Genomic DNA, 17,043 nt, shown 5'->3' with positions numbered 1-17,043 from the left:
CTCCTGAATCCCTCGGATATTTGTACTATTCTTGAAAATTGATTTCCCTGCCCCGGGACAGGCCGGACTTGCGCGGCGGGAAAAAAGAGGGTATAATGGTTCTTATCACCGGACGCCTCCGGATTTCGGGGGCGGACGGCGCGGTTTTCCGCGATTCACTTGGAGGAAGGTGGACGAACATGCCTCGCCGCGTCCGGCTCAACGCCGTACAGACCCTGACCGCCGGTTTCGCGCTGCTGATTCTCATTGGCGGCGCGCTGCTGTCCTTTCCCCTGGCCGCCCGGAACGGGCAGGCGGTAGCCTTTGAGGACGCCCTGTTTACCGCCGCCTCCGCCTCCTGCGTGACGGGCCTCTCCCTCTTCGACACCGCCAGCCGCTTCAGCCTCTTTGGCCAGGCGGTCATCCTGCTGCTGATTCAGATTGGCGGCCTGGGCTTCATGACGGTGTCCATTCTGGTCTCCGTCCTGCTGCGCCAGCGGGTGGGGCTCCACCGCCGGGCGGTGCTGATGGATACCGTGGGGGCCCTCCAGCTGGGGGGCATCGTCCGTCTGGTCCGCCGGGGCCTGCGGGTGACGGCCGTCTGCGAGGGGGGCGGCGCGGCGCTGCTGGCGCTGTGGTTCTGTCCCCGGTACGGCCTGGGCCGGGGGCTCTGGATGGCCGTGTTCCACGCCGTTTCCGCCTACTGCAACGCCGGCTTCGATCTGCTGGGTACCGGGTCCTCCCTGACATCGGAGGCAGGGGAACCCCTGCTGAACCTCGTCATCATGGCCCTGATTATCTGCGGCGGCCTGGGCTTTCTGGTGTGGGACGACATCCTGACCCACGGCTCCCGGTTCCGCCGCTGGCGGCTGCACTCCAAAATTGTGGCGGTGTTCACCGCCGTCCTCTTCCTGGGGGGCGGGCTGGCCTTTTACCTGCTGGAGCGGGACCGGGCCTTTGCGGGCCTGCCCCTGTCCCAGCAGCTGCTGATGTCCGCCTTCCAGTCCGTCACCGCCCGGACGGCGGGCTTTGCCACCGTGGACCAGGCCGCCCTGAGCCAGAGCAGCACCCTGCTGATGTTCCTTTTGATGTTCGTGGGGGCGGGCTCCGGGTCCACCGGCGGCGGCGTCAAGGTAAACACCTTCGCCGTGCTGCTGCTCAGCGCCTTCGCCCAGGTCCGGCGGCAGGAGGACGTGAACATCTTCCGGCGCCGTCTGGACGGGGGCACCATTCAAAAGGCCTATTCCTCCGTCAGTTTGTACCTGATGGCGTGTCTCGCCGGGTGCATGGTGCTCTGCATTCAGGGAATCGCCCTGGACGACGCCCTGTTTGAGGCCATTTCCGCCATCGGCACCGTGGGCCTCTCCCGGGGCGTCACCGGGAGCCTGCCCCTTCTGTCCCAGTGGACCGTGCTGCTGATGATGTTCGCCGGACGGGTGGGCAGCATGTCGGTGGCCATGGCGGTGACCAGGGATAAGCCCCAGCCCAAGCGGCGGAACGTGCCGGAGAAGATTCTGATCGGCTGAGCGCCGTGAGGCGAAGAACGGAGGCAGACGATGGCGGTTTTGGACCTTTCCTTTTTGCCTCTCCTTCGGCGGTGCGGACGCCATGCTGCGGCAGGAGGGATATGTGAAGGAAGCCTGTATAGAGACAGACAACGGAGCCTGCGGGAGAGTCTTTCGATACCCCTATGTGCTGTACGGCGGCGGACGGCGGGTGGACCGCATCTGCTATGTGGAATATTGCCGCCAGGTGGCCGACGTTGAATATACCGACGGACGCATGACCTGGGAGCCTGTAAAAGAGGGATGGGAGCGCCCGGCGGACGAGACCGGGAGCCGCGTCCAAGGAAGGAGCGCAGAATGAAATCATTTTTAGTAGTGGGCCTGGGCCGCTTCGGGCGGCACCTGGCCAGGAAGCTCACGGAGCTGGGCAACGAGGTGATGGTGGTGGACCAGGACGAGGAGCTGGTGGCCCGGATGGCCAGCGCCGTCACCGCCGCCTGCGTGGGGGACTGCCAGGACGAGCAGGTTCTGGAATCCCTGGGCGTGCGGAATTTCGACGTGTGCTTTGTCTGCGTCCGGGACGACTTCCAGTGCTCTCTGGAGGTCACCTCCACCCTGAAGGAGCTGGGGGCCCGGTGCGTGGTGGCCCGGGCGGACCAGGAGAAGCAGATCAAGTTTCTGAGGAAGATCGGGGCGGACTTCGTGATTCACACGGAGATGGACATGGCCACCCGGGCGGCCATGCGCTTTTCCGCCCGGAATGCCTTTGACTACTTCGAGCTGACGCCCAAGTTCGCCGTCTTCGAGATTGAGACCCCCGTGGAATGGGAGGGGAAAACGGTGCTGGAGATGGACGTCCGCCGCCGGTACAACGTGAACATTCTGGGCGTGAAGGTGGGGGACACGGTGGTGCCCCTGCTGGACCCCAAATACCGCTTCCAGGCCGACGCCCATCTGATTATCGCCGGAGATAAGGAGTCGGGCATCCGCCTGATGAACACCGAGGCGTGAGTGAGGAAAAACCATGCCGGGCATCTATGACAACGAGGCCTTTTTCGCCGCCTACGGGGAGATGCCCCGAAGCTGGGAGGGGCTGAGCGCCGCCGGGGAATGGAGCCGGTTCCGCGGCCTGTTCCCCGGTCTGGAGGGCAAGAGGGTGCTGGACCTGGGCTGCGGCTACGGCTGGCACTGCGCCTATGCCGCCCGGATGGGGGCGGACTCTGTGCTGGGGCTGGACGCCAGCAAAAAAATGATTGAAAAGGCCAGGGCGGAACACAGCGCCCCGGCCATCCGCTATGAGGTCGGAGATCTGGCGTCTTAGAGCCTGTTTAAAATCCATCGAAACGCCGTCTCAGGGCATCTTTTTCCGCCGATGCTGCGTTGGTTTGACTTGAAATCCGCCAGGATTCCTGCGTCAAACCGCCTTGCCCGACAAAAAAATCTACCCCAATCCGGCACTCCGCCGGATTTTAAACAGGCTCTTACATCTGTCCGCCGGAGACCTATGATCTGGTGCTGTCCAATCTGGCCCTGCACTATGTGGAGGACCTGACGGCGGTCTACCGGACGGTCTTCTGCGCCCTGAGGCCGGGCGGCTGCTTCCTCTTCAATATCGAGCACCCGGTTTTCACCGCCGGCGTGGGGCAGGACTGGGTCTATGACGGAGCGGGAAACGCCCTGTATTGGCCGGTGGACGGCTATTACTTCCGAACTGAAAGGTCGGAAGTAATATGTGCCATGTTTTGCGGTTGCCGCCGTTTAAGGCGGCGAGCAAAACGGCTTAAATCAAATGTATGATTTCCGAATTTTTAATTCGGAAATCATATTACAGGCCGGGCCCCCGGCAGACGCGGTTTCTGGGCCAGGCGGCAACAAAGCAGCACCACACCCTGACGCAGATTCACAATCCCCTGCCCCAGCTGGGCTTTCGCCTCGCGGCGGTGGAGGAGGCCATGCCGCCGGAGGCCGTGCAGGCGGAGCAGCCCGACGAGATGCGCCGGCCCATGATGCTGCTGGTGAAGGCCGTCAAGGACTGAACAGGCATAATCCCCCGGGAACGGCACATACTTCACACCGGGGTGATAGATTATGTCTCAGGAGCAAACGGACCGCAGAGCGGTCAACAGCCGGGACGACGGCATGCCCTGTCTCCGGCTGGAGCCGGAAAAGCGGATGTGTCCCATTGTGGACCCGGACAGCATTTACAAGTACCCGCTGGCAACATCAGAGGAAATGGGGTTCCGGGTGCTGGACAATTTCTGCGAGGAGCACATCGAGTAACGGCGAAAAAGGGAGTGCTGAAAACTTGATGCAGGGGCCGGGCTCTGTCCCGGCCCGTTCTCCAGGGCCGCCGCCCTGGGCGGCCCCTGGCAGCAATTATGAAGGCTGCTGTCAATTGAAAGAAATGGCCTGACCATGGGGTCAGGCCCCGCAGACCTTCTATCGGGTATCGGGAGACCTCTTTGTGGGGCCCGGTCCTGACAGCCCTTCGGACACGAAACCGCCCGCCTTACGGGCGGGCGGCAGCCGAAAAAAGGGTCGGGGGCGGTCTTCCCTTGGCAATCCTTCAAACATAAAACCGCCCGCCTTACGGCGGGCGGCAGCCAAAAAATCAGCGTGCTTCCTTCCCCGCGCCGGAGGAGAGGGAGAGATCCCACAGGAAGTCCTCCACCGCCTGCTCCGGGGTGGCCCAGCTGGTGACCAGGCGGACGCAGGTATGGCCCTGGTCCGGGCTGTGCTGGGTCTCGAACTGGTAGCCCATGGCCAGAAGGGACTCCATCACGTCGTTGGGCAGGATGGGGAACTGCTGGTTAGAGGGGGAGTCCACCCAGAAGGGATAGCCCAGGGCGGCGATTCCGTCCCGGAGGCGGAGGGCCAGGGCATTGGCGTGGCGGGCCGTCTCCAGCAGGAGGCCGTCCTCCAGAAGGGCCTGGAACTGGACCCCCAGCAGACGGCCCTTGGCCAGCATGGCGCCCCGGCGCTTCATGTACCAGCGGAAGTCCGGCCGGGCCTGGGCGAAGATCAGGGCTTCACCGAAGAGCAGGCCGTTTTTCGTGCCGCCGATGGTAAAGGCGTCGGTGAGACGGGCCAGGTCCGGCAGGGTCAGGTCCCCCGCCGCCAGAGAGGAGCCCAGCCGGGCCCCGTCCAGATAGAGGAACAGGTCCCGCTCCCGGCAGCAGTCGTGAAGGGCGGTAAGCTCCTCTTTGGAGTAGACGGTACCCACCTCCGTGGTATTGGAGACATAGACCAGCCGGGGGAACACCATGTGCTCGTCGGTGTGTCCCCGGACCACGGACTCAATCAGGGCGGGGGTCAGCTTCCCGTCCGGCGCGGGGACGGCGCAGACCTTGTGGCCGGTGGCCTCGATGGCCCCGGTCTCGTGGACGTTGACGTGTCCGGTGCCGGCGGCAATCACCGCCTCAAAGGGCTTCAGGACGGACTCGATGACCACCAGATTGGTCTGGGTGCCCCCCACCAGGAAATGGACGTCCGCCTCCGGAGCCTGGCAGAGCTGCCGGACCAGGTCCGCCGCCGCCAGGCAGCGGGGGTCCGTGCCATAGCCGCCGGTCTGTTCCAGATTGGTGTCCGTCAGGGCCTGGAGCACCTTGGGATGGGCGCCCTCACTGTAGTCGTTGCGAAAACTGTACATCATGCTTCAACCTCCAGAAAGTAACAAACCGCCAGTGGAATTGTTACGGAATGTTACAGTTTTGATGTTGAAATTATAACGCGGTTTTTGTATAAAGGCAAGGAATGAATTGACAGCTTTGTATTTTTCGGGAAAACGGGAGGATGGCGGATGAAAAAGGGGTTGCTGCTGGCGGCGCTGGCGCTGGTATTTCTGACGGGCTGCGGCGGGCAGGCGGACGCAGGCGGGGCGGAGGATGCGGATGTGGCCCTGAGCAGCCTGTACGCCGGCATGGAGGCGGCCTGCGGCTGGGGAGAGGATTACATGACCGCCCTGGAGGGCGACCTGCTGGAGGGCTACTACCCGGGACTCTCCGGGCTCCCCGCGAAGCAGCTGGTTGCCATGGTCCCCGCCATGAGCTCCGACGTCAACGAGATTGTCCTCTTCCAGGGGGAAACGGAGGAGGACGCGGAGAGCGCCGCCGCCATTTTTCAGGCCCGGATCGACAGCCAGATCGAGGGCGGGGCCTGGTATCCCGAGAGCCTGGAGGCCTGGAAGAGCGCCAGGGTGCTCCGGCAGGGGACCTATGCGGCCCTGATTGCCTCCGGGGCCTTCCAGACGGAGCTGGAGGAACAGGTTTCCGCCGCGCTTTCGTGACGGCGGCGTCCGGCAGACGCTATCAAACTGATGACCTGTATTCATAGCCGGGGAATGCCGGATGGGCGGGAATTTTTCCTGTCAGACAGGGAAATCGTTCGCGCCCCCCAGCAATCCTGACGGATTGCTGGGGAAACCGGCGCGGCATGGCGGGAAAAAGCCCGTTCAGGCAGCGTTCAGAGGTTATGAATACAGCTTCTGAGTTTAACGGGCGAATCTCAGCGGTTGAAAAGGAGTCCGGACTGCGTTTCGGCTGCCAAACAGCGGCGGGACGGCAGGACCGTTCTGCCGCCGGGGTTCCCCCCATCCCCACATAAAGGACGGTTCTTTCATGGTTTTCAGCAGTCTCACCTTTTTATACGGATTTCTGCCGCTGACGCTGGCGGCGTATTTTTTGGCGCCCAGGAGGCTGAGGAATCTGACGCTTCTGGCGGTCAGCCTCTTTTTTTATGGCTGGGGCGAACCGGTGTATGTCAGCATCATGATACTCTCCATCCTCATTGACTACACCCACGGCTTCCTGGTGGAGCGGGCCCTGAACCGGGGCCGGGACCGGCTGGCCCGGTGGTTCGTGGGGGAGTCGGTGGTGTTCAACCTGCTGCTGCTGGGCTTCTTCAAGTACTGGGATTTCCTGGCGGCCAATCTCTCCCGGATTCCGGGGCTCTCCCTGCCGGCGCTGGGGCTGCCTCTGCCCCTGGGCATTTCCTTTTTCACCTTCCAGACCATGAGCTACACCATCGACGTCTACCGCCGGGACGCCCCGGTTCAGCGGAACATCGTGGATTTCGGGGCCTTCGTCACCCTCTTTCCCCAGCTGATTGCCGGCCCCATTGTCAAATACAGAACCGTGGCGGCAGACCTGAACAAGCGGTCCGTCTCCTCGGGGGACTTTGCCCAGGGGGCCTGCCGCTTCACGGCGGGCCTGGCCAAGAAGTGCCTTCTGGCCAACCCGGCGGGAGAGCTGTGGCAGAGCTGCCAGACCGCCCAGGCCGCCGGGACCCTGACGGCGGCGGGGGGCTGGACGGGTCTTCTGGCCTTCGGCCTTCAGCTCTATTTCGACTTCTCCGGCTATTCCGACATGGCCATCGGCCTGGGGCGGATGCTGGGCTTCCGCTTCGATGAAAACTTTGACCATCCCTACTGCGCCGTCTCCGTGGGGGAGTTCTGGCGGCGGTGGCACATGTCCCTGACCTCCTGGTTCCGGGAATACCTCTATTTCCCCCTGGGGGGCAGCCGGGCCGGAACCCGGAGGACCCTGCGGAATCTGCTGATTGTCTGGCTCTGCACAGGGCTGTGGCACGGGGCCAGCTGGAATTTCATCCTCTGGGGGCTGTACTTCGGCCTGTGGCTGATTCTGGAGCGCTTCGTGTTCCAAGATCTGCTGGCCCGGACGCCGGTGTGGGCCAGGCGGGCCTATACCCTGCTGGTGGTGTTCCTGGGCTGGGGCCTCTTCGCCATTGAGGACCTGGGGGCCTGCGGGCGGTATCTCGCCGCCTGCTTCGGCGGGGGAAGCGCCCTTTGGAGCGCCGCCGACGGCTGGCGGCTGCGGAGCTTCGGGCTGCTGCTGGCGCTGATGGTCCTGGGCTCCACCCCGTGGCCCCTGGAGCTCTGGCGGAAACGACCGGAGCGGGTCCGGCGGGCTCTGACGCCGGTTCTGATGCTGCTGGGACTGATTCTCTCCACCGCCTATCTGGTGGACGGCAGCTACAATCCCTTTTTGTATTTCCGGTTTTGAGTAAGGAGGCGGAACCATGACAGCACACGCATACAGCCGCCTGATGACGGCGCTGTTCTGCCTCTTTCTGGGGGGACTGCTGGCCTGGCACATCCTTCTGCCGGACCGGGAGCGCTCCGAGGCGGAGAACAGGACCCTGGCGCAGACGCCCTCCTTCTCCTGGGCGGGGCTGCGGGACGGCAGCTTTACCAAGTCCGTGGAGGAGTATTTTGCCGACCAGTTCCCCCTCCGGGACCAGTGGACCGGCCTCAAGGCCCGGACGGAACAGGCCCTGGGCAAGCGGGAATTTCACGGGGTCTACCTCTGCGGGGACGCCCTGATCTCCAAGGTGGAGCCCCCCCGGGAGGGCCTGGAGGAGAAGAATCTCAGCTACATCGCCCGGCTGGCGGAGCGGACGGACATTCCGGTGTACCTGGGGCTCATCCCCTCGGCGGCGGAGACCTGGCGGGACCGCCTGCCGGAGGGTGCGGACAGCTGGGATCAGACGGCCTTCATCAGCCGGGCGGGGGAAGTGGAGGGCGTGGAGCCCATTGATTTCCAGACCGCCCTGGCCGCCCACAGGGACGAACCCATCTACTACCGCACGGACCACCATTGGACCACCCTGGGGGCCTACTATGGCTATACCGCCCTGATGGAGGCCCTGGGCCGGGAACCGCGGCCCCAGGCGGAGCTGCCCCTGATAACCGCCAGTGAGGACTTCCAGGGAACACTGTATTCCCAGTCCGGCATCCACTGGCTGGAGCCGGACACCATTGAGTTCCGGACGGCGGATGCCTTTGAGGTCACCTCCTGGCGGAACGGCACACCGGAGGCCGGGACGCTGTATGACTGGTCCCGTCTGGAGACCAAGGACAAATATTCGGCCTTTCTCGGCGGGAACCAGCCCCTGTGCGTCATCAAAAACCCCGAGGGCACAGGGAGGCTGCTGCTGCTCCGGGACTCCTATTCCGACGCCCTGGCCCCCTTCCTGGCCCTGCATTTCGAGGAGGTGCACCTGATGGACCTCCGGTATTACCGCCGGTCCGCCGCCCAATACGCGGAGGAAAACGGCATTGACAGCATCGCGGCGGTGTACAGCGTGCCGAATTTCATCACAGATGCCAACCTGGTGTTCCTGGTCCAGTGAACGCCCTGATTCTGAACAAGGAGGCTGAACGGCCATGACATTCATTCCGCTGGACTCCGCGCTCTGGGAGCAGTACCCCGGCGCGTATGGCAGCGTCTCCGGGGAGATTGCGTTTTTAATGGGGGAATCCACGGCTCCCCAGGTGAAGCTGCGGCGGCTGGACCCGGAGGAGAAGGACCAGATGCGCGTCGCCTTTGACAACCTGTGTGAAAACCTGTCCCACCAGATGAGCTTTTACCCTGCCTTGTACCTGGCCCTGCCCTACATGGTGAAGCTGCTGGGCCAAAAGGCCGGGGACTATGACTGGCAGCTGCTGATTTTCTCGGAAATCGGAATCTGCCTCGCCACCGACGTGACCTGGGAGAACGAACCTGCCCCCAGGCTGCCGGAGGACATCACGGAGAGCTGCCGGGAGGCCGCCGCCATTCTGGCGGAGCGGGCGGAGCGCTTTTTAAAGGAGAACCGGAAAAAGCTCCGCCGGGAAGGGGCCTTTGAGCGGCGGAGGCTCTGCCTGGGGCTGTACGGCCTGCTGGGGGACCGGCGGGAGGCCTTCGCCCTGGTGATGAACCAGTGGGAAACCTGCTATGTCCACTGCACGCACTGCGGCTATCTGGACGAGGACCTGGAGCTCATCGACGGAAAGCAGCGGCGGAAGCTCCGGCCCCTCCGCTTCTGGCAGAAAAAACCGGCGGCGTTCACACACTTCCGCCGCATCCTTCACCAGATGGGAGACTGGGAGGGAGAAGAGCTGCTGGCCTGCTATTACGGCGGCTATGTCTGTCCCGCCTGCGGGAAACAGTCGGATGTGATGGAGGGCCTCATCGGGGCCTTCGACCCCCAGTTCGACGCGCCGGAATACACCGCGCCGCTGGAGGCCAAAAAACCGGCGCCCCCCGAGGAGAAGGCGCCGGCGGAGCCGGAAGCAAAAAAGCCGGCGGAGCCGGAAGCAAAAAAAGGAAACAGCTCCAGCGGCGCGGCGGGCCAGGCGGCTCCCACGCCCCAGCTGGATATCCCGGACATCCTGGAGGACAACGCCCTCAGCCATGCCGGCCAGCTCTGCCGGGAGGCGTACCCGGAGGCCTTCGCCCTGCTGGATAAAAGCGCGTACAAGGAGGCGGCGGAGTGGTGCGCCCGGCGCTTCGAGGAAGCGCCGGACTGGCGGCTCCAGGTACTGCGGGCGTGGTGCTTCAAGGGTCTGCGGAAAACGCCGGAGATGGACCGCTGCCTCACCGCCGCCCTGGAGCTGGACCCGGACAACGTGCTCATACTCCGGGCCCGGTGCCCCACGGTGTCCACCCGGACCCGCTACCAGCGGCACATAGGGGACCTGACCCGGCTGATGGAGCTGGACCCCGCCCACGCCAGGGAGTACCTGGTCAGCCGGGCCTACCGGCTTCACTGGACCGGCGACGACCAGGGGGCCCGGCGGGATTTGAAGCAGGCCCTGGAGGGCCCGGAGGGCCGGAGGCTGTGGAACGCCTCCGTGGATTTCCGGTATCTCTGGCAGGAGCTGTTCCCCGCGGAGGGATAAGGGCGAGGACAGTTCGCAGAGAACGCCCACGCCGCGCCGGCGTCCGGCGGTCCACCTTGACAGAAGGGCTCTTTCCAAAAAAACGGAAGCCAAAAATTGGTTTTTGTTGCATTGCGGCGGGAATATGATATAATGAGCTCATATCTTCATTTCCATGGGAACCGTCTGCCCCGGCAGACGGGAGCGCAAAAAGAGGGAGGATACATAATTATGCGAAAAAGCATCAAGAAACTGGTACTGATCCGTGCGGTGGCGGCGCTGGCCTCCATTCTGCTGTTCAGCTTCGTCACCACAGCCAACATTCTCCGCATCCAGTCGGTCCAGGCCAGCAACACCCAGGCCGCCGCCCTGCTTCAGCGGGCGGTGACGGCGGAGGCCGCCCACTACAAATGGGCCAGCAATCTCAGCAACGCCCTCTATGCCGGAATGGACTTCACCGGCAGCATCGACCCCACCAGCTGCGTGCTGGGCAAGTGGCTCTACGGCGATGCGGAGACGGACAACACGGCCGTCCTGGAGCTGCGGAGCCAGATGGAGCCCATTCACAAGGCCATCCATGAGTCCGCCACCTATGTGCTGGACCTGCTGGAGCGGAACCCCAGGCAGGCCCAGGACTACTATCAGGAGACCATTCTGAGCAATATCAACTCCCTGGTGAACCACCTGGATCAGGTGGTGGAGCACGAAACCCAGGCCAGCGAGGAGGGGCAGGCCCGCCTGCACTCCATGATTCTCCAGATGCAGCTGGTCTGCTTCATCTGCCTGATTCTCGCCCTGGTCAGCCTGACCAGCCTGGTGACCTTTGTCGCCAAGCATGTGGTAAAGCCCATTCTCCGCATCACAGAGCAGGCCCAGCCTCTTCAGGAGGGCCGTCTGGATCTGAGAATCGACTACCAGGCCGACAACGAGCTGGGCGATCTGGCCGGGACCCTGCGGACCTCTCTCCAGGCCATTCACAGCTACGTGGAGGACCTGAACCGGCTGATGGGCGAGCTGGCCCAGGGCAATTTCAACGTGTCTCCCTCTGTGAACTACATCGGTGATTTCCGCAGCATTGAGGAGTCCCTGAACACCTTTACCGCCACCATTTCCAACACCCTTTCCAGCATTGTTCAGACGCAGAGCCGGGTTTCCGGCCACGCCGAGCAGCTCTCCAGCGGAGCCCAGGCACTGGCCCAGGGCGCTACGGAGCAGGCCAGCGCGGTGGAGGAGATTTACGCTACCGTGGACGACCTTTCCAAGAGCGCGGCCCAGAACGTAAAGGTCGCCGCCGCCGCCCAGGAGAACGCCCGCCAGACCGGCGAACAGGTTACCATCTCCAGCCATCAGATGGAGGAAATGGTGGCCGCCATGGCCAATATCTCCACCTCCTCCCAGGAAATCGGGCGGATTATCAAGACCATCGAGGATATCGCCTTCCAGACCAACATTCTGGCCCTGAACGCCGCCGTGGAGGCCGCCCGGGCCGGCACTGCCGGCAAGGGCTTTGCCGTGGTGGCCGACGAGGTGCGCAGCCTGTCCGTCCGCTCCGACGAGGCCGCCAAGGCCACCAAGGACCTGATTGAGAACTCCGTCCAGGCCACGGAGCAGGGCAGCCGCATCGTGGGCGAGGTCTCCGCGTCCCTGCAGAAGGCCCTGGAGCTGGTCATGCAGTCCAACACCGCCATCAGCGAGATTGCACAGGCCGTGGAGCACGAGGCCGAATCCATCGCCCAGGTCAGCGAGGGCATCGGCCAGATTTCCTCCGTGGTGCAGACCAACTCCGCCAGCAGCGAGGAATCCGCCGCCGTCAGCTCCGAGCTCTTCGACCAGGTCCACGCCCTGGAGGCCGAGACGAAGAAGTTCCGGCTCAAGCGGGGCTGAGCCCGGTCCATACAGAACACAACGTCCGCGCCGCCGGAAGCTTCCGACGGCGCGGACTCTCTCAATCCGGGACAATGCCGGTATCCCGGATTCGCTCCAGCCGGGAGAGAAGATTGGAAAAGGACGTGACGCCGTCCTCCTCCCGCTCCAGCTGCCGCCGTTCCTCCGGCGACAGGGTCTGATAGAACTCATAGGCGGACAGGTCCTGATCCAGCAGGTCCGACAGGCAGAGATAGTTCCCGTTCTCGTGATTCATTCCAATCACCTCCGGCTATATCTTGCCCGGTTTTTGAAGGAGTGCGTTATGGAATTCCGAACAATTTTTGACAGCAAGCGGGACTTCCTCCCTCTGCTTCTCCTGGGGGACGAGCAGGAGGACATGATTCTCCGCTATCTGGACCGGGGGACCCTCACCGCCCTCTATGACGGCGGCATCCTTCGGGCCGTGTGCGTGGTAACCGAGGAGGGCGGCGGGGATTTTGAAATCAAAAATCTGGCCGTGGCCCCGGAGAGCCAGCGGCGGGGCTATGGCCGGGCCATGGTGGAGCACGCGGTCCGGCAGTGCCGGGGTCAGGGGACGCGTCTTCTTGTGGGCACCGGGGACAGTCCCCTGACCCTGCCCTTTTACGCCGCCTGCGGCTTCCGGGAATGCGGGCGGGTCAAGGATTTCTTTCTGAAGCACTACGACCACCCCATTTTCGAGGCCGGCCGGCAGCTGACGGATATGGTAATGCTGTCCATGGAGCTGTAGAAGCACGGAAACAGGAAGCGGAGGGACCGTTCAAGGCTCCCTCCGCTTCGCTTCTGCTCCCGGCCTGCTCCTCATGCCCCTGACCCGCTCAGACGATCGCGGCGCGCCCCATCGGGGGCACGGAATCAAATGGGGACGTCCTTACGGGTATTGGAACCACAGCCCCGTGGTCTGGGACACCGGACCGCTCTTCAGCTCCAGAATGGGGGCCTCCAGCCCACAGCGCTCCCCGTCCCTGAGATAATACCAGACTTCTTCCTCTCCCTCCGGCTCCCGGAATTCATAGGAAAACTCGTAAAGGCAGCCGTCCTCTCCCCGGGCGGCGAAGCGCTCCGGCGTTCCCTCCGGAGCCCGGTCCAGCCGGACCAGCAGTTCATAGAGCCCGCCGAAGCTGACCCGGCGGTCAAAGACACCCACCCCCCGAAGCAGGGGCCCCCACTCCTCATAGGGCAGGGCGGTCTGCTCCCCCATGGGCGTGATGAAATTGGGGTAGTCCCGATGGGTGGGGTCGCAGGACCAGACCCATGTCCGCCGGCCGAAGTCCGCCAGGGACTCCGCCGTGAAGTCCGGGCCGGGGATGTTGTAAAAGCCGTAATAGTAGTACAGAATCCACCGGCACCGGCCCGTCATGTGGTCATAGGAGTTGGTCCAGCCCACCACGTTGTCCTCCGGCAGGTTGTGCTCGACAAAAAACCAGTCGTCCATCCGCCAGAGGGGGTCCGTGGGCAGGGGCATCTCCCCCAGCTCACAGACGGCGGAAATGGCCCGCAGGGCGTGGGGCTGGGCGTCGTACCAGTCCAGGAACTCCTGGAGCTGCGCCGCCGCCGGCTCCGCCTCCGCCATGGAGGTGAATTCCATGGTCAGCCGCCCGTCCTCCACGGTCCAGGCGTCCAGAGAACCCGGATACCGGTTCAGATAGTAGTCCCACAGGGTCGTCTTGACGTCGTTGGACAGGTCATAGCCCGCCTTGGCCGGGAAATGGCCCCCGCCCCACCAGGCACTCTCCACATGGAACACCAGCTCCGGCATGTCCTCAAACCAGCAGTCCCACACCCGAATCGTGGTGAGGCTGGCCTCCTCGTTGGGCAGCTCGTAATATTTTCTGGCCACGGTGAAGTCCTGGCCGGGATAGGCCTGTTCCAGATACTCCTGCACCTCCCGGCGGGTGTGGGGGGAGGCGTGCTCCGTCAGGCAGGCCCGGAGGCCTCCCGCCAGCAGAGCCATGCAGAGCAGGAGGATGAGGACGGCCTTCACCGCCAGCAGGCCAAACAGAGCGGCGGCGTATCCAGCGCAGACGGCCAGGCCCTTGAAAATTTTAGAGAGACGGTCCTTGTTCATGGCGCGAAATACTCCTGCATCAGGGATTTTTTCAGCACTTCCAGTTTATCCAAGCTCTGCCGGATTGTCAATCCAAACAAATTCACTTGTTCTACATAATCAGCAAATCGCTTCTGTAATTGCAAATCCGGAACCATAACATCCAGTTTTTTCAGCATAGAAATTGACAAATAAGCAACTGTTGAACCCATCTGTAAACTCATAATCTGTTTTTGAAAACCAGGTGTTGAAAACAGGTATGAAAGATAATTACTAACGATCCTCTCGTCAAAATTGGACAGCCAACTAATCATGCCATCTTGAAAATAAAATCGGTCTTTGTTCTTTACAATGTAGCATCTCCCAAGCGTTCCTCTGGAGGTAACAAGGATATCCCCTCGTTTGGGTACAAATCCTTGTGACCATAGCTCTTCATATTTCTCATGTGGAATAAACAGTTCACAAGTTTCAATTCCCTTATCAATTCGTTTAACAAGGTCAGATACTCGCAAAAAAGGCACTCCATTTGAAGTCTGTTCATTCTGATAAATGCGTTTACTTGAGCCTACCTCACATAAATTACTTAATTTATAAACGGGTAAGTTTTTATTATTATGTTCAGAGTCCCCGAACAGCTCCACAAACCGGGAATTGACCAGTGCGTCCAGCTTTTCAAGCTGCCGTTTTCGGAGGGAAATCAACGTAACTATCCAATTGAGAACAGCGGCGATTTCCGCCTGGCGCTCCAGACCCGGAAGAGGAAATTCCTCTTGCCGGTAGTCTTTAAAGTAAATATGTGGAATGGTCGCGCCAGTTTGATACCGGCCAAGGCCCATGTGTTCCATGGCGAAGGCCAGATAGTCGATATTTACCATATCCCCCGGCAGAATATACTGCATTGTCCCAATGACAGACGACTGCCCCGGGAGCTTCATCACCCGGCCCACGCCGGCCCCGTCCTTGACAACGGCGATATAAGGGGCTTCTCTCTGGTAGAAATCCACATTTGTAATGAACCCGCCCGCGCCGTAAACGGGGTAAATTCCTTCCCGCCCCTGCAAATCCTTCTGCACGATGTTGGAGGCGGCTTTTGTGCACACATCTCCCAGCCTTGCCATGCGGTTCCCCCCTTGGAAAAAGCGCGCCCCTTCCAGGGCGCGCCGTCTGTTTATTCCGCCACGGCGGCCTTCAGGGCCTCCACCCGGTCGGTTTTCTCCCAGGCCACGCCCAGGTCCTCCCGGCCCATGTGTCCATAGGCGGCCAGCTTCCGGTAGATGGGCCTGCGCAGGTCCAGGTCCCGGATGATGGCGCTGGGCCGCAGGTCGAAGACCTTGCCGACGGCCTCCTCCAGCTTGGCGTCGCTGACCGTGCCGGTGCCGAAGGTGTCCACCATGATGCTCACAGGCCGGGCCACGCCGATGGCATAGGCCAGCTCGATCTGACAGCGCCGGGCCAGGCCTGCCGCCACGATGTTCTTGGCCACCCAGCGGGCGGCGTAGGCGGCGGAGCGGTCCACCTTGGTGGGGTCCTTGCCGGAGAAGCAGCCGCCGCCGTGGGGGGCGCTTCCGCCGTATGTATCCACAATGATTTTCCGGCCCGTCAGCCCCGCGTCGGCGGCGGGACCGCCCTTGACAAAGCGGCCGGTGGGGTTGACATAATACTTGGTGCGCTCGTCCAGCATATTGGCGGGCAGAACCTCCTTGGCCACCAGGTTAATCATGTCCCGGCGGATCTGCTCCAGGCTGACGTCGGGGTTGTGCTGGGTGGAGATGACCACGGTGTCGATGCGGACGGGGCGGTTGTTCTCGTCGTATTCCACGGTGACCTGGCTCTTGCCGTCGGGCCGCATGTAGGAGACCAGGCCGCTCTTGCGGACCAGGGTCATCTGCTTGCAGAGCCTCTGGGCCAGGGCCAGGGGCAGGGGCATCAGCTCCGGGGTCTCGTCGCAGGCATAGCCGAACATCATGCCCTGATCTCCCGCACCGTGGTTCAGCTCGGTTTCCTCATTGGTTTTGTTCTCCAGGGACTTGTCCACGCCCATGGCGATGTCGGCGGACTGCTCGTCAATGGAGGTGATGACGCCGCAGGTCTCGCAGTCAAAGCCGTATTTGCCCCGGTCATAGCCGATTTCCCGGACCACCTCCCGGACAATTCTGTCGATGTCCACATAACAGGTGGTGGAAATCTCGCCCATGACGTGAATCAGACCGGTGCAGGCCGTGGTCTCGCAGGCCACCCGGCCCTGGGGGTCCTGGGTCAGAATGGCGTCCAGAACGGCGTCGGAAATCTGGTCGCAGATTTTGTCGGGATGTCCCTCGGTGACGGACTCGGACGTAAAGAGATAATGTCTGGCCATAGCGTTCTCCTTTGCGGCTTCCGTCTGGAAGCGCCGCGCCTGCTGTTCCCGGCGCGGGGGGATAATGTGCGTGTTTTGCTGAATCTGACCGCCGGAGTCTCTTTGAAAACGGGCGGAGTACCGGATGAAGCCGGGTTTTCCGGGGGGACGGACAGGCGGAAGCGGATGCAAAAAACCGCGCGTTTCGACGTCGAAACGTGCGGAGAAACATCTCGCTCGCTCCTCATCTGTCGGTCTCCGTCGGAATTGGCACCTTACAAAGCAGGTTGCCGTGGCTTCATTGGGCCGTTCCCTCCGCCACTCTTGATAAGGATATGTAATTGTATTCGGGTAAGTCCATTTTAACAGGTCCTGCGCGTTTGTCAAGGGCTCCGGACTATTTTTCCGGTTTTCCGATCCAGGCGGAGGGCAAAAATATGGGTGACTTTTTCCTCAAAAGAGGGTATAATACATTTGAACGGAAGCCACCCCAATCTTTAGGAGGGATTTTTTTGAGAAAGCTGAACAGCGCCATGGAGCGTTTTGCCCTGACCCATCCCCGGTTCGGAATTCCAAATCTCATGCGGTACATCGTCGCCGGCAATGTCATTGT

17 protein-coding genes, 1 pseudogene and 1 riboswitch are annotated in these 17,043 nt (G+C 62.3%); of the genes and pseudogenes, 13 read left to right on the top strand and 5 right to left on the bottom strand.

Annotated elements, in window-relative coordinates; all coding sequences use genetic code 11:
• Window positions 1-179: 179 nt before the first annotated feature.
• The 7 genes and pseudogenes from Q0063_RS12205 to Q0063_RS12175 all read left to right on the top strand — a co-directional run bounded on the left by Q0063_RS12205 (window position 180) and on the right by Q0063_RS12175 (window position 3,764).
• Window positions 180-1,505 carry a TrkH family potassium uptake protein gene (locus Q0063_RS12205; protein WP_297872252.1) on the top strand — a complete coding sequence of 442 codons (1,326 nt, stop codon included), beginning with the start codon at window positions 180-182 and terminating at the stop codon, window positions 1,503-1,505.
• A 103-nt stretch (window positions 1,506-1,608) separates the two neighbouring features.
• Window positions 1,609-1,845, top strand: a complete 237-nt coding sequence (locus Q0063_RS12200; RefSeq protein ID WP_297872251.1) for a hypothetical protein — start codon at window positions 1,609-1,611, stop codon at window positions 1,843-1,845.
• Window positions 1,842-2,495 (top strand): TrkA family potassium uptake protein, encoded by a 654-nt coding sequence (locus Q0063_RS12195; protein WP_297872250.1) that lies wholly within the window; start codon window positions 1,842-1,844, stop codon window positions 2,493-2,495. Before Q0063_RS12200 ends, Q0063_RS12195 begins: the two co-directional genes overlap by 4 nt.
• 13 nt (window positions 2,496-2,508) lie before the next feature.
• Window positions 2,509-2,787, top strand: a pseudogene (locus tag Q0063_RS12190) (class I SAM-dependent methyltransferase); the annotation flags it as partial.
• Window positions 2,788-2,969: 182 nt separating this feature from the next.
• Window positions 2,970-3,281: a trans-aconitate 2-methyltransferase gene (locus Q0063_RS12185; protein WP_297872254.1), complete on the top strand. Its 312-nt coding sequence runs from the start codon at window positions 2,970-2,972 to the stop codon at window positions 3,279-3,281.
• Window positions 3,278-3,520: a hypothetical protein gene (locus Q0063_RS12180; protein ID WP_297872249.1), complete on the top strand. Its 243-nt coding sequence runs from the start codon at window positions 3,278-3,280 to the stop codon at window positions 3,518-3,520. Before Q0063_RS12185 ends, Q0063_RS12180 begins: the two co-directional genes overlap by 4 nt.
• A gap of 52 nt (window positions 3,521-3,572) precedes the next feature.
• Window positions 3,573-3,764 carry a hypothetical protein gene (locus Q0063_RS12175; protein WP_297872248.1) on the top strand — a complete coding sequence of 64 codons (192 nt, stop codon included), beginning with the start codon at window positions 3,573-3,575 and terminating at the stop codon, window positions 3,762-3,764.
• Between the two features lie 331 nt (window positions 3,765-4,095).
• Here the strand turns inward: Q0063_RS12175 and Q0063_RS12170 are convergent, their stop codons facing one another.
• The gene (locus tag Q0063_RS12170; RefSeq protein WP_297872253.1) at window positions 4,096-5,133 is read right to left on the bottom strand and encodes a low specificity L-threonine aldolase; all 1,038 of its coding nucleotides are present in this window, start codon (window positions 5,131-5,133) and stop codon (window positions 4,096-4,098) included.
• A gap of 150 nt (window positions 5,134-5,283) precedes the next feature.
• Between Q0063_RS12170 and Q0063_RS12165 the strand changes: the two genes are divergently transcribed.
• The 5 genes from Q0063_RS12165 (at window position 5,284) to Q0063_RS12145 (ending at window position 12,027) form a co-directional block, all read left to right on the top strand.
• Window positions 5,284-5,769, top strand: coding sequence for a DUF4358 domain-containing protein (locus Q0063_RS12165; RefSeq protein ID WP_297872247.1), 486 nt, complete (start codon window positions 5,284-5,286; stop codon window positions 5,767-5,769).
• Window positions 5,770-6,100: 331 nt separating this feature from the next.
• Window positions 6,101-7,504, top strand: a complete 1,404-nt coding sequence (locus Q0063_RS12160) for an MBOAT family protein (RefSeq protein ID WP_297872246.1) — start codon at window positions 6,101-6,103, stop codon at window positions 7,502-7,504.
• A 16-nt stretch (window positions 7,505-7,520) separates the two neighbouring features.
• Window positions 7,521-8,633: a DHHW family protein gene (locus Q0063_RS12155; protein WP_297872245.1), complete on the top strand. Its 1,113-nt coding sequence runs from the start codon at window positions 7,521-7,523 to the stop codon at window positions 8,631-8,633.
• 34 nt (window positions 8,634-8,667) lie between these two features.
• Window positions 8,668-10,164: a hypothetical protein gene (locus Q0063_RS12150; protein ID WP_297872244.1), complete on the top strand. Its 1,497-nt coding sequence runs from the start codon at window positions 8,668-8,670 to the stop codon at window positions 10,162-10,164.
• Window positions 10,165-10,374: 210 nt separating this feature from the next.
• Complete coding sequence (locus Q0063_RS12145) at window positions 10,375-12,027, top strand: methyl-accepting chemotaxis protein (RefSeq protein WP_297872243.1); 1,653 nt, start codon at window positions 10,375-10,377, stop codon at window positions 12,025-12,027.
• Window positions 12,028-12,088: 61 nt separating this feature from the next.
• Here Q0063_RS12145 and Q0063_RS12140 read toward each other — a convergent pair whose 3' ends face one another.
• Window positions 12,089-12,283, bottom strand: a complete 195-nt coding sequence (locus tag Q0063_RS12140) for a hypothetical protein (RefSeq protein WP_297872242.1) — start codon at window positions 12,281-12,283, stop codon at window positions 12,089-12,091.
• A gap of 48 nt (window positions 12,284-12,331) precedes the next feature.
• On the opposite strand from Q0063_RS12140, the gene Q0063_RS12135 reads away from it, so the two are divergent.
• A complete protein-coding gene (locus Q0063_RS12135) occupies window positions 12,332-12,778 on the top strand; it encodes an N-acetyltransferase (RefSeq protein WP_297872241.1) in 447 nt (148 codons plus the stop codon).
• A 141-nt stretch (window positions 12,779-12,919) separates the two neighbouring features.
• Here Q0063_RS12135 and Q0063_RS12130 read toward each other — a convergent pair whose 3' ends face one another.
• From Q0063_RS12130 to metK, 3 genes are read right to left on the bottom strand one after another with little or no spacing between them, the layout of a single operon-like run.
• A complete protein-coding gene (locus tag Q0063_RS12130) occupies window positions 12,920-14,116 on the bottom strand; it encodes a hypothetical protein (RefSeq protein ID WP_297872240.1) in 1,197 nt (398 codons plus the stop codon).
• On the bottom strand, window positions 14,113-15,213 hold the full coding sequence (locus Q0063_RS12125) for a restriction endonuclease subunit S (protein ID WP_297872239.1): 1,101 nt from the start codon (window positions 15,211-15,213) through the stop codon (window positions 14,113-14,115). The genes Q0063_RS12130 and Q0063_RS12125 overlap by 4 nt, the downstream gene beginning before the upstream one ends.
• A gap of 50 nt (window positions 15,214-15,263) precedes the next feature.
• Entirely contained in the window at window positions 15,264-16,451 is a 1,188-nt protein-coding gene (gene metK, locus Q0063_RS12120) for a methionine adenosyltransferase (RefSeq protein ID WP_297872238.1), read from the bottom strand.
• 220 nt (window positions 16,452-16,671) lie between these two features.
• Window positions 16,672-16,764, bottom strand: a riboswitch (SAM riboswitch).
• Window positions 16,765-17,043: the final 279 nt, after the last annotated feature.

Origin of the sequence: uncultured Oscillibacter sp. (genome assembly GCF_947654275.1) — a bacterium.
Lineage (GTDB): Bacteria > Bacillota > Clostridia > Oscillospirales > Oscillospiraceae > Oscillibacter.
Note: the sequence above shows the minus strand (reverse complement) of the source record. Positions and strands in the feature narration are given on the sequence as shown.

What these genes read in the sequence shown, in the direction of transcription:
- Q0063_RS12205 (WP_297872252.1), top strand. Translation starts at nt 180, where the DNA reads ATGCCTCGCCGCGTCCGGCTCAACGCCGTACAGACCCTGACCGCCGGT.
- Q0063_RS12195 (WP_297872250.1), top strand. Translation starts at nt 1,842, where the DNA reads ATGAAATCATTTTTAGTAGTGGGCCTGGGCCGCTTCGGGCGGCACCTG.
- Q0063_RS12180 (WP_297872249.1), top strand. Translation starts at nt 3,278, where the DNA reads ATGATTTCCGAATTTTTAATTCGGAAATCATATTACAGGCCGGGCCCC.
- Q0063_RS12175 (WP_297872248.1), top strand. Translation starts at nt 3,573, where the DNA reads ATGTCTCAGGAGCAAACGGACCGCAGAGCGGTCAACAGCCGGGACGAC.
- Q0063_RS12170 (WP_297872253.1), bottom strand. Translation starts at nt 5,133, where the DNA reads ATGTACAGTTTTCGCAACGACTACAGTGAGGGCGCCCATCCCAAGGTG.
- Q0063_RS12165 (WP_297872247.1), top strand. Translation starts at nt 5,284, where the DNA reads ATGAAAAAGGGGTTGCTGCTGGCGGCGCTGGCGCTGGTATTTCTGACG.
- Q0063_RS12160 (WP_297872246.1), top strand. Translation starts at nt 6,101, where the DNA reads ATGGTTTTCAGCAGTCTCACCTTTTTATACGGATTTCTGCCGCTGACG.
- Q0063_RS12155 (WP_297872245.1), top strand. Translation starts at nt 7,521, where the DNA reads ATGACAGCACACGCATACAGCCGCCTGATGACGGCGCTGTTCTGCCTC.
- Q0063_RS12150 (WP_297872244.1), top strand. Translation starts at nt 8,668, where the DNA reads ATGACATTCATTCCGCTGGACTCCGCGCTCTGGGAGCAGTACCCCGGC.
- Q0063_RS12145 (WP_297872243.1), top strand. Translation starts at nt 10,375, where the DNA reads ATGCGAAAAAGCATCAAGAAACTGGTACTGATCCGTGCGGTGGCGGCG.
- Q0063_RS12140 (WP_297872242.1), bottom strand. Translation starts at nt 12,283, where the DNA reads ATGAATCACGAGAACGGGAACTATCTCTGCCTGTCGGACCTGCTGGAT.
- Q0063_RS12135 (WP_297872241.1), top strand. Translation starts at nt 12,332, where the DNA reads ATGGAATTCCGAACAATTTTTGACAGCAAGCGGGACTTCCTCCCTCTG.
- Q0063_RS12130 (WP_297872240.1), bottom strand. Translation starts at nt 14,116, where the DNA reads ATGAACAAGGACCGTCTCTCTAAAATTTTCAAGGGCCTGGCCGTCTGC.
- Q0063_RS12125 (WP_297872239.1), bottom strand. Translation starts at nt 15,213, where the DNA reads ATGGCAAGGCTGGGAGATGTGTGCACAAAAGCCGCCTCCAACATCGTG.
- metK (WP_297872238.1), bottom strand. Translation starts at nt 16,451, where the DNA reads ATGGCCAGACATTATCTCTTTACGTCCGAGTCCGTCACCGAGGGACAT.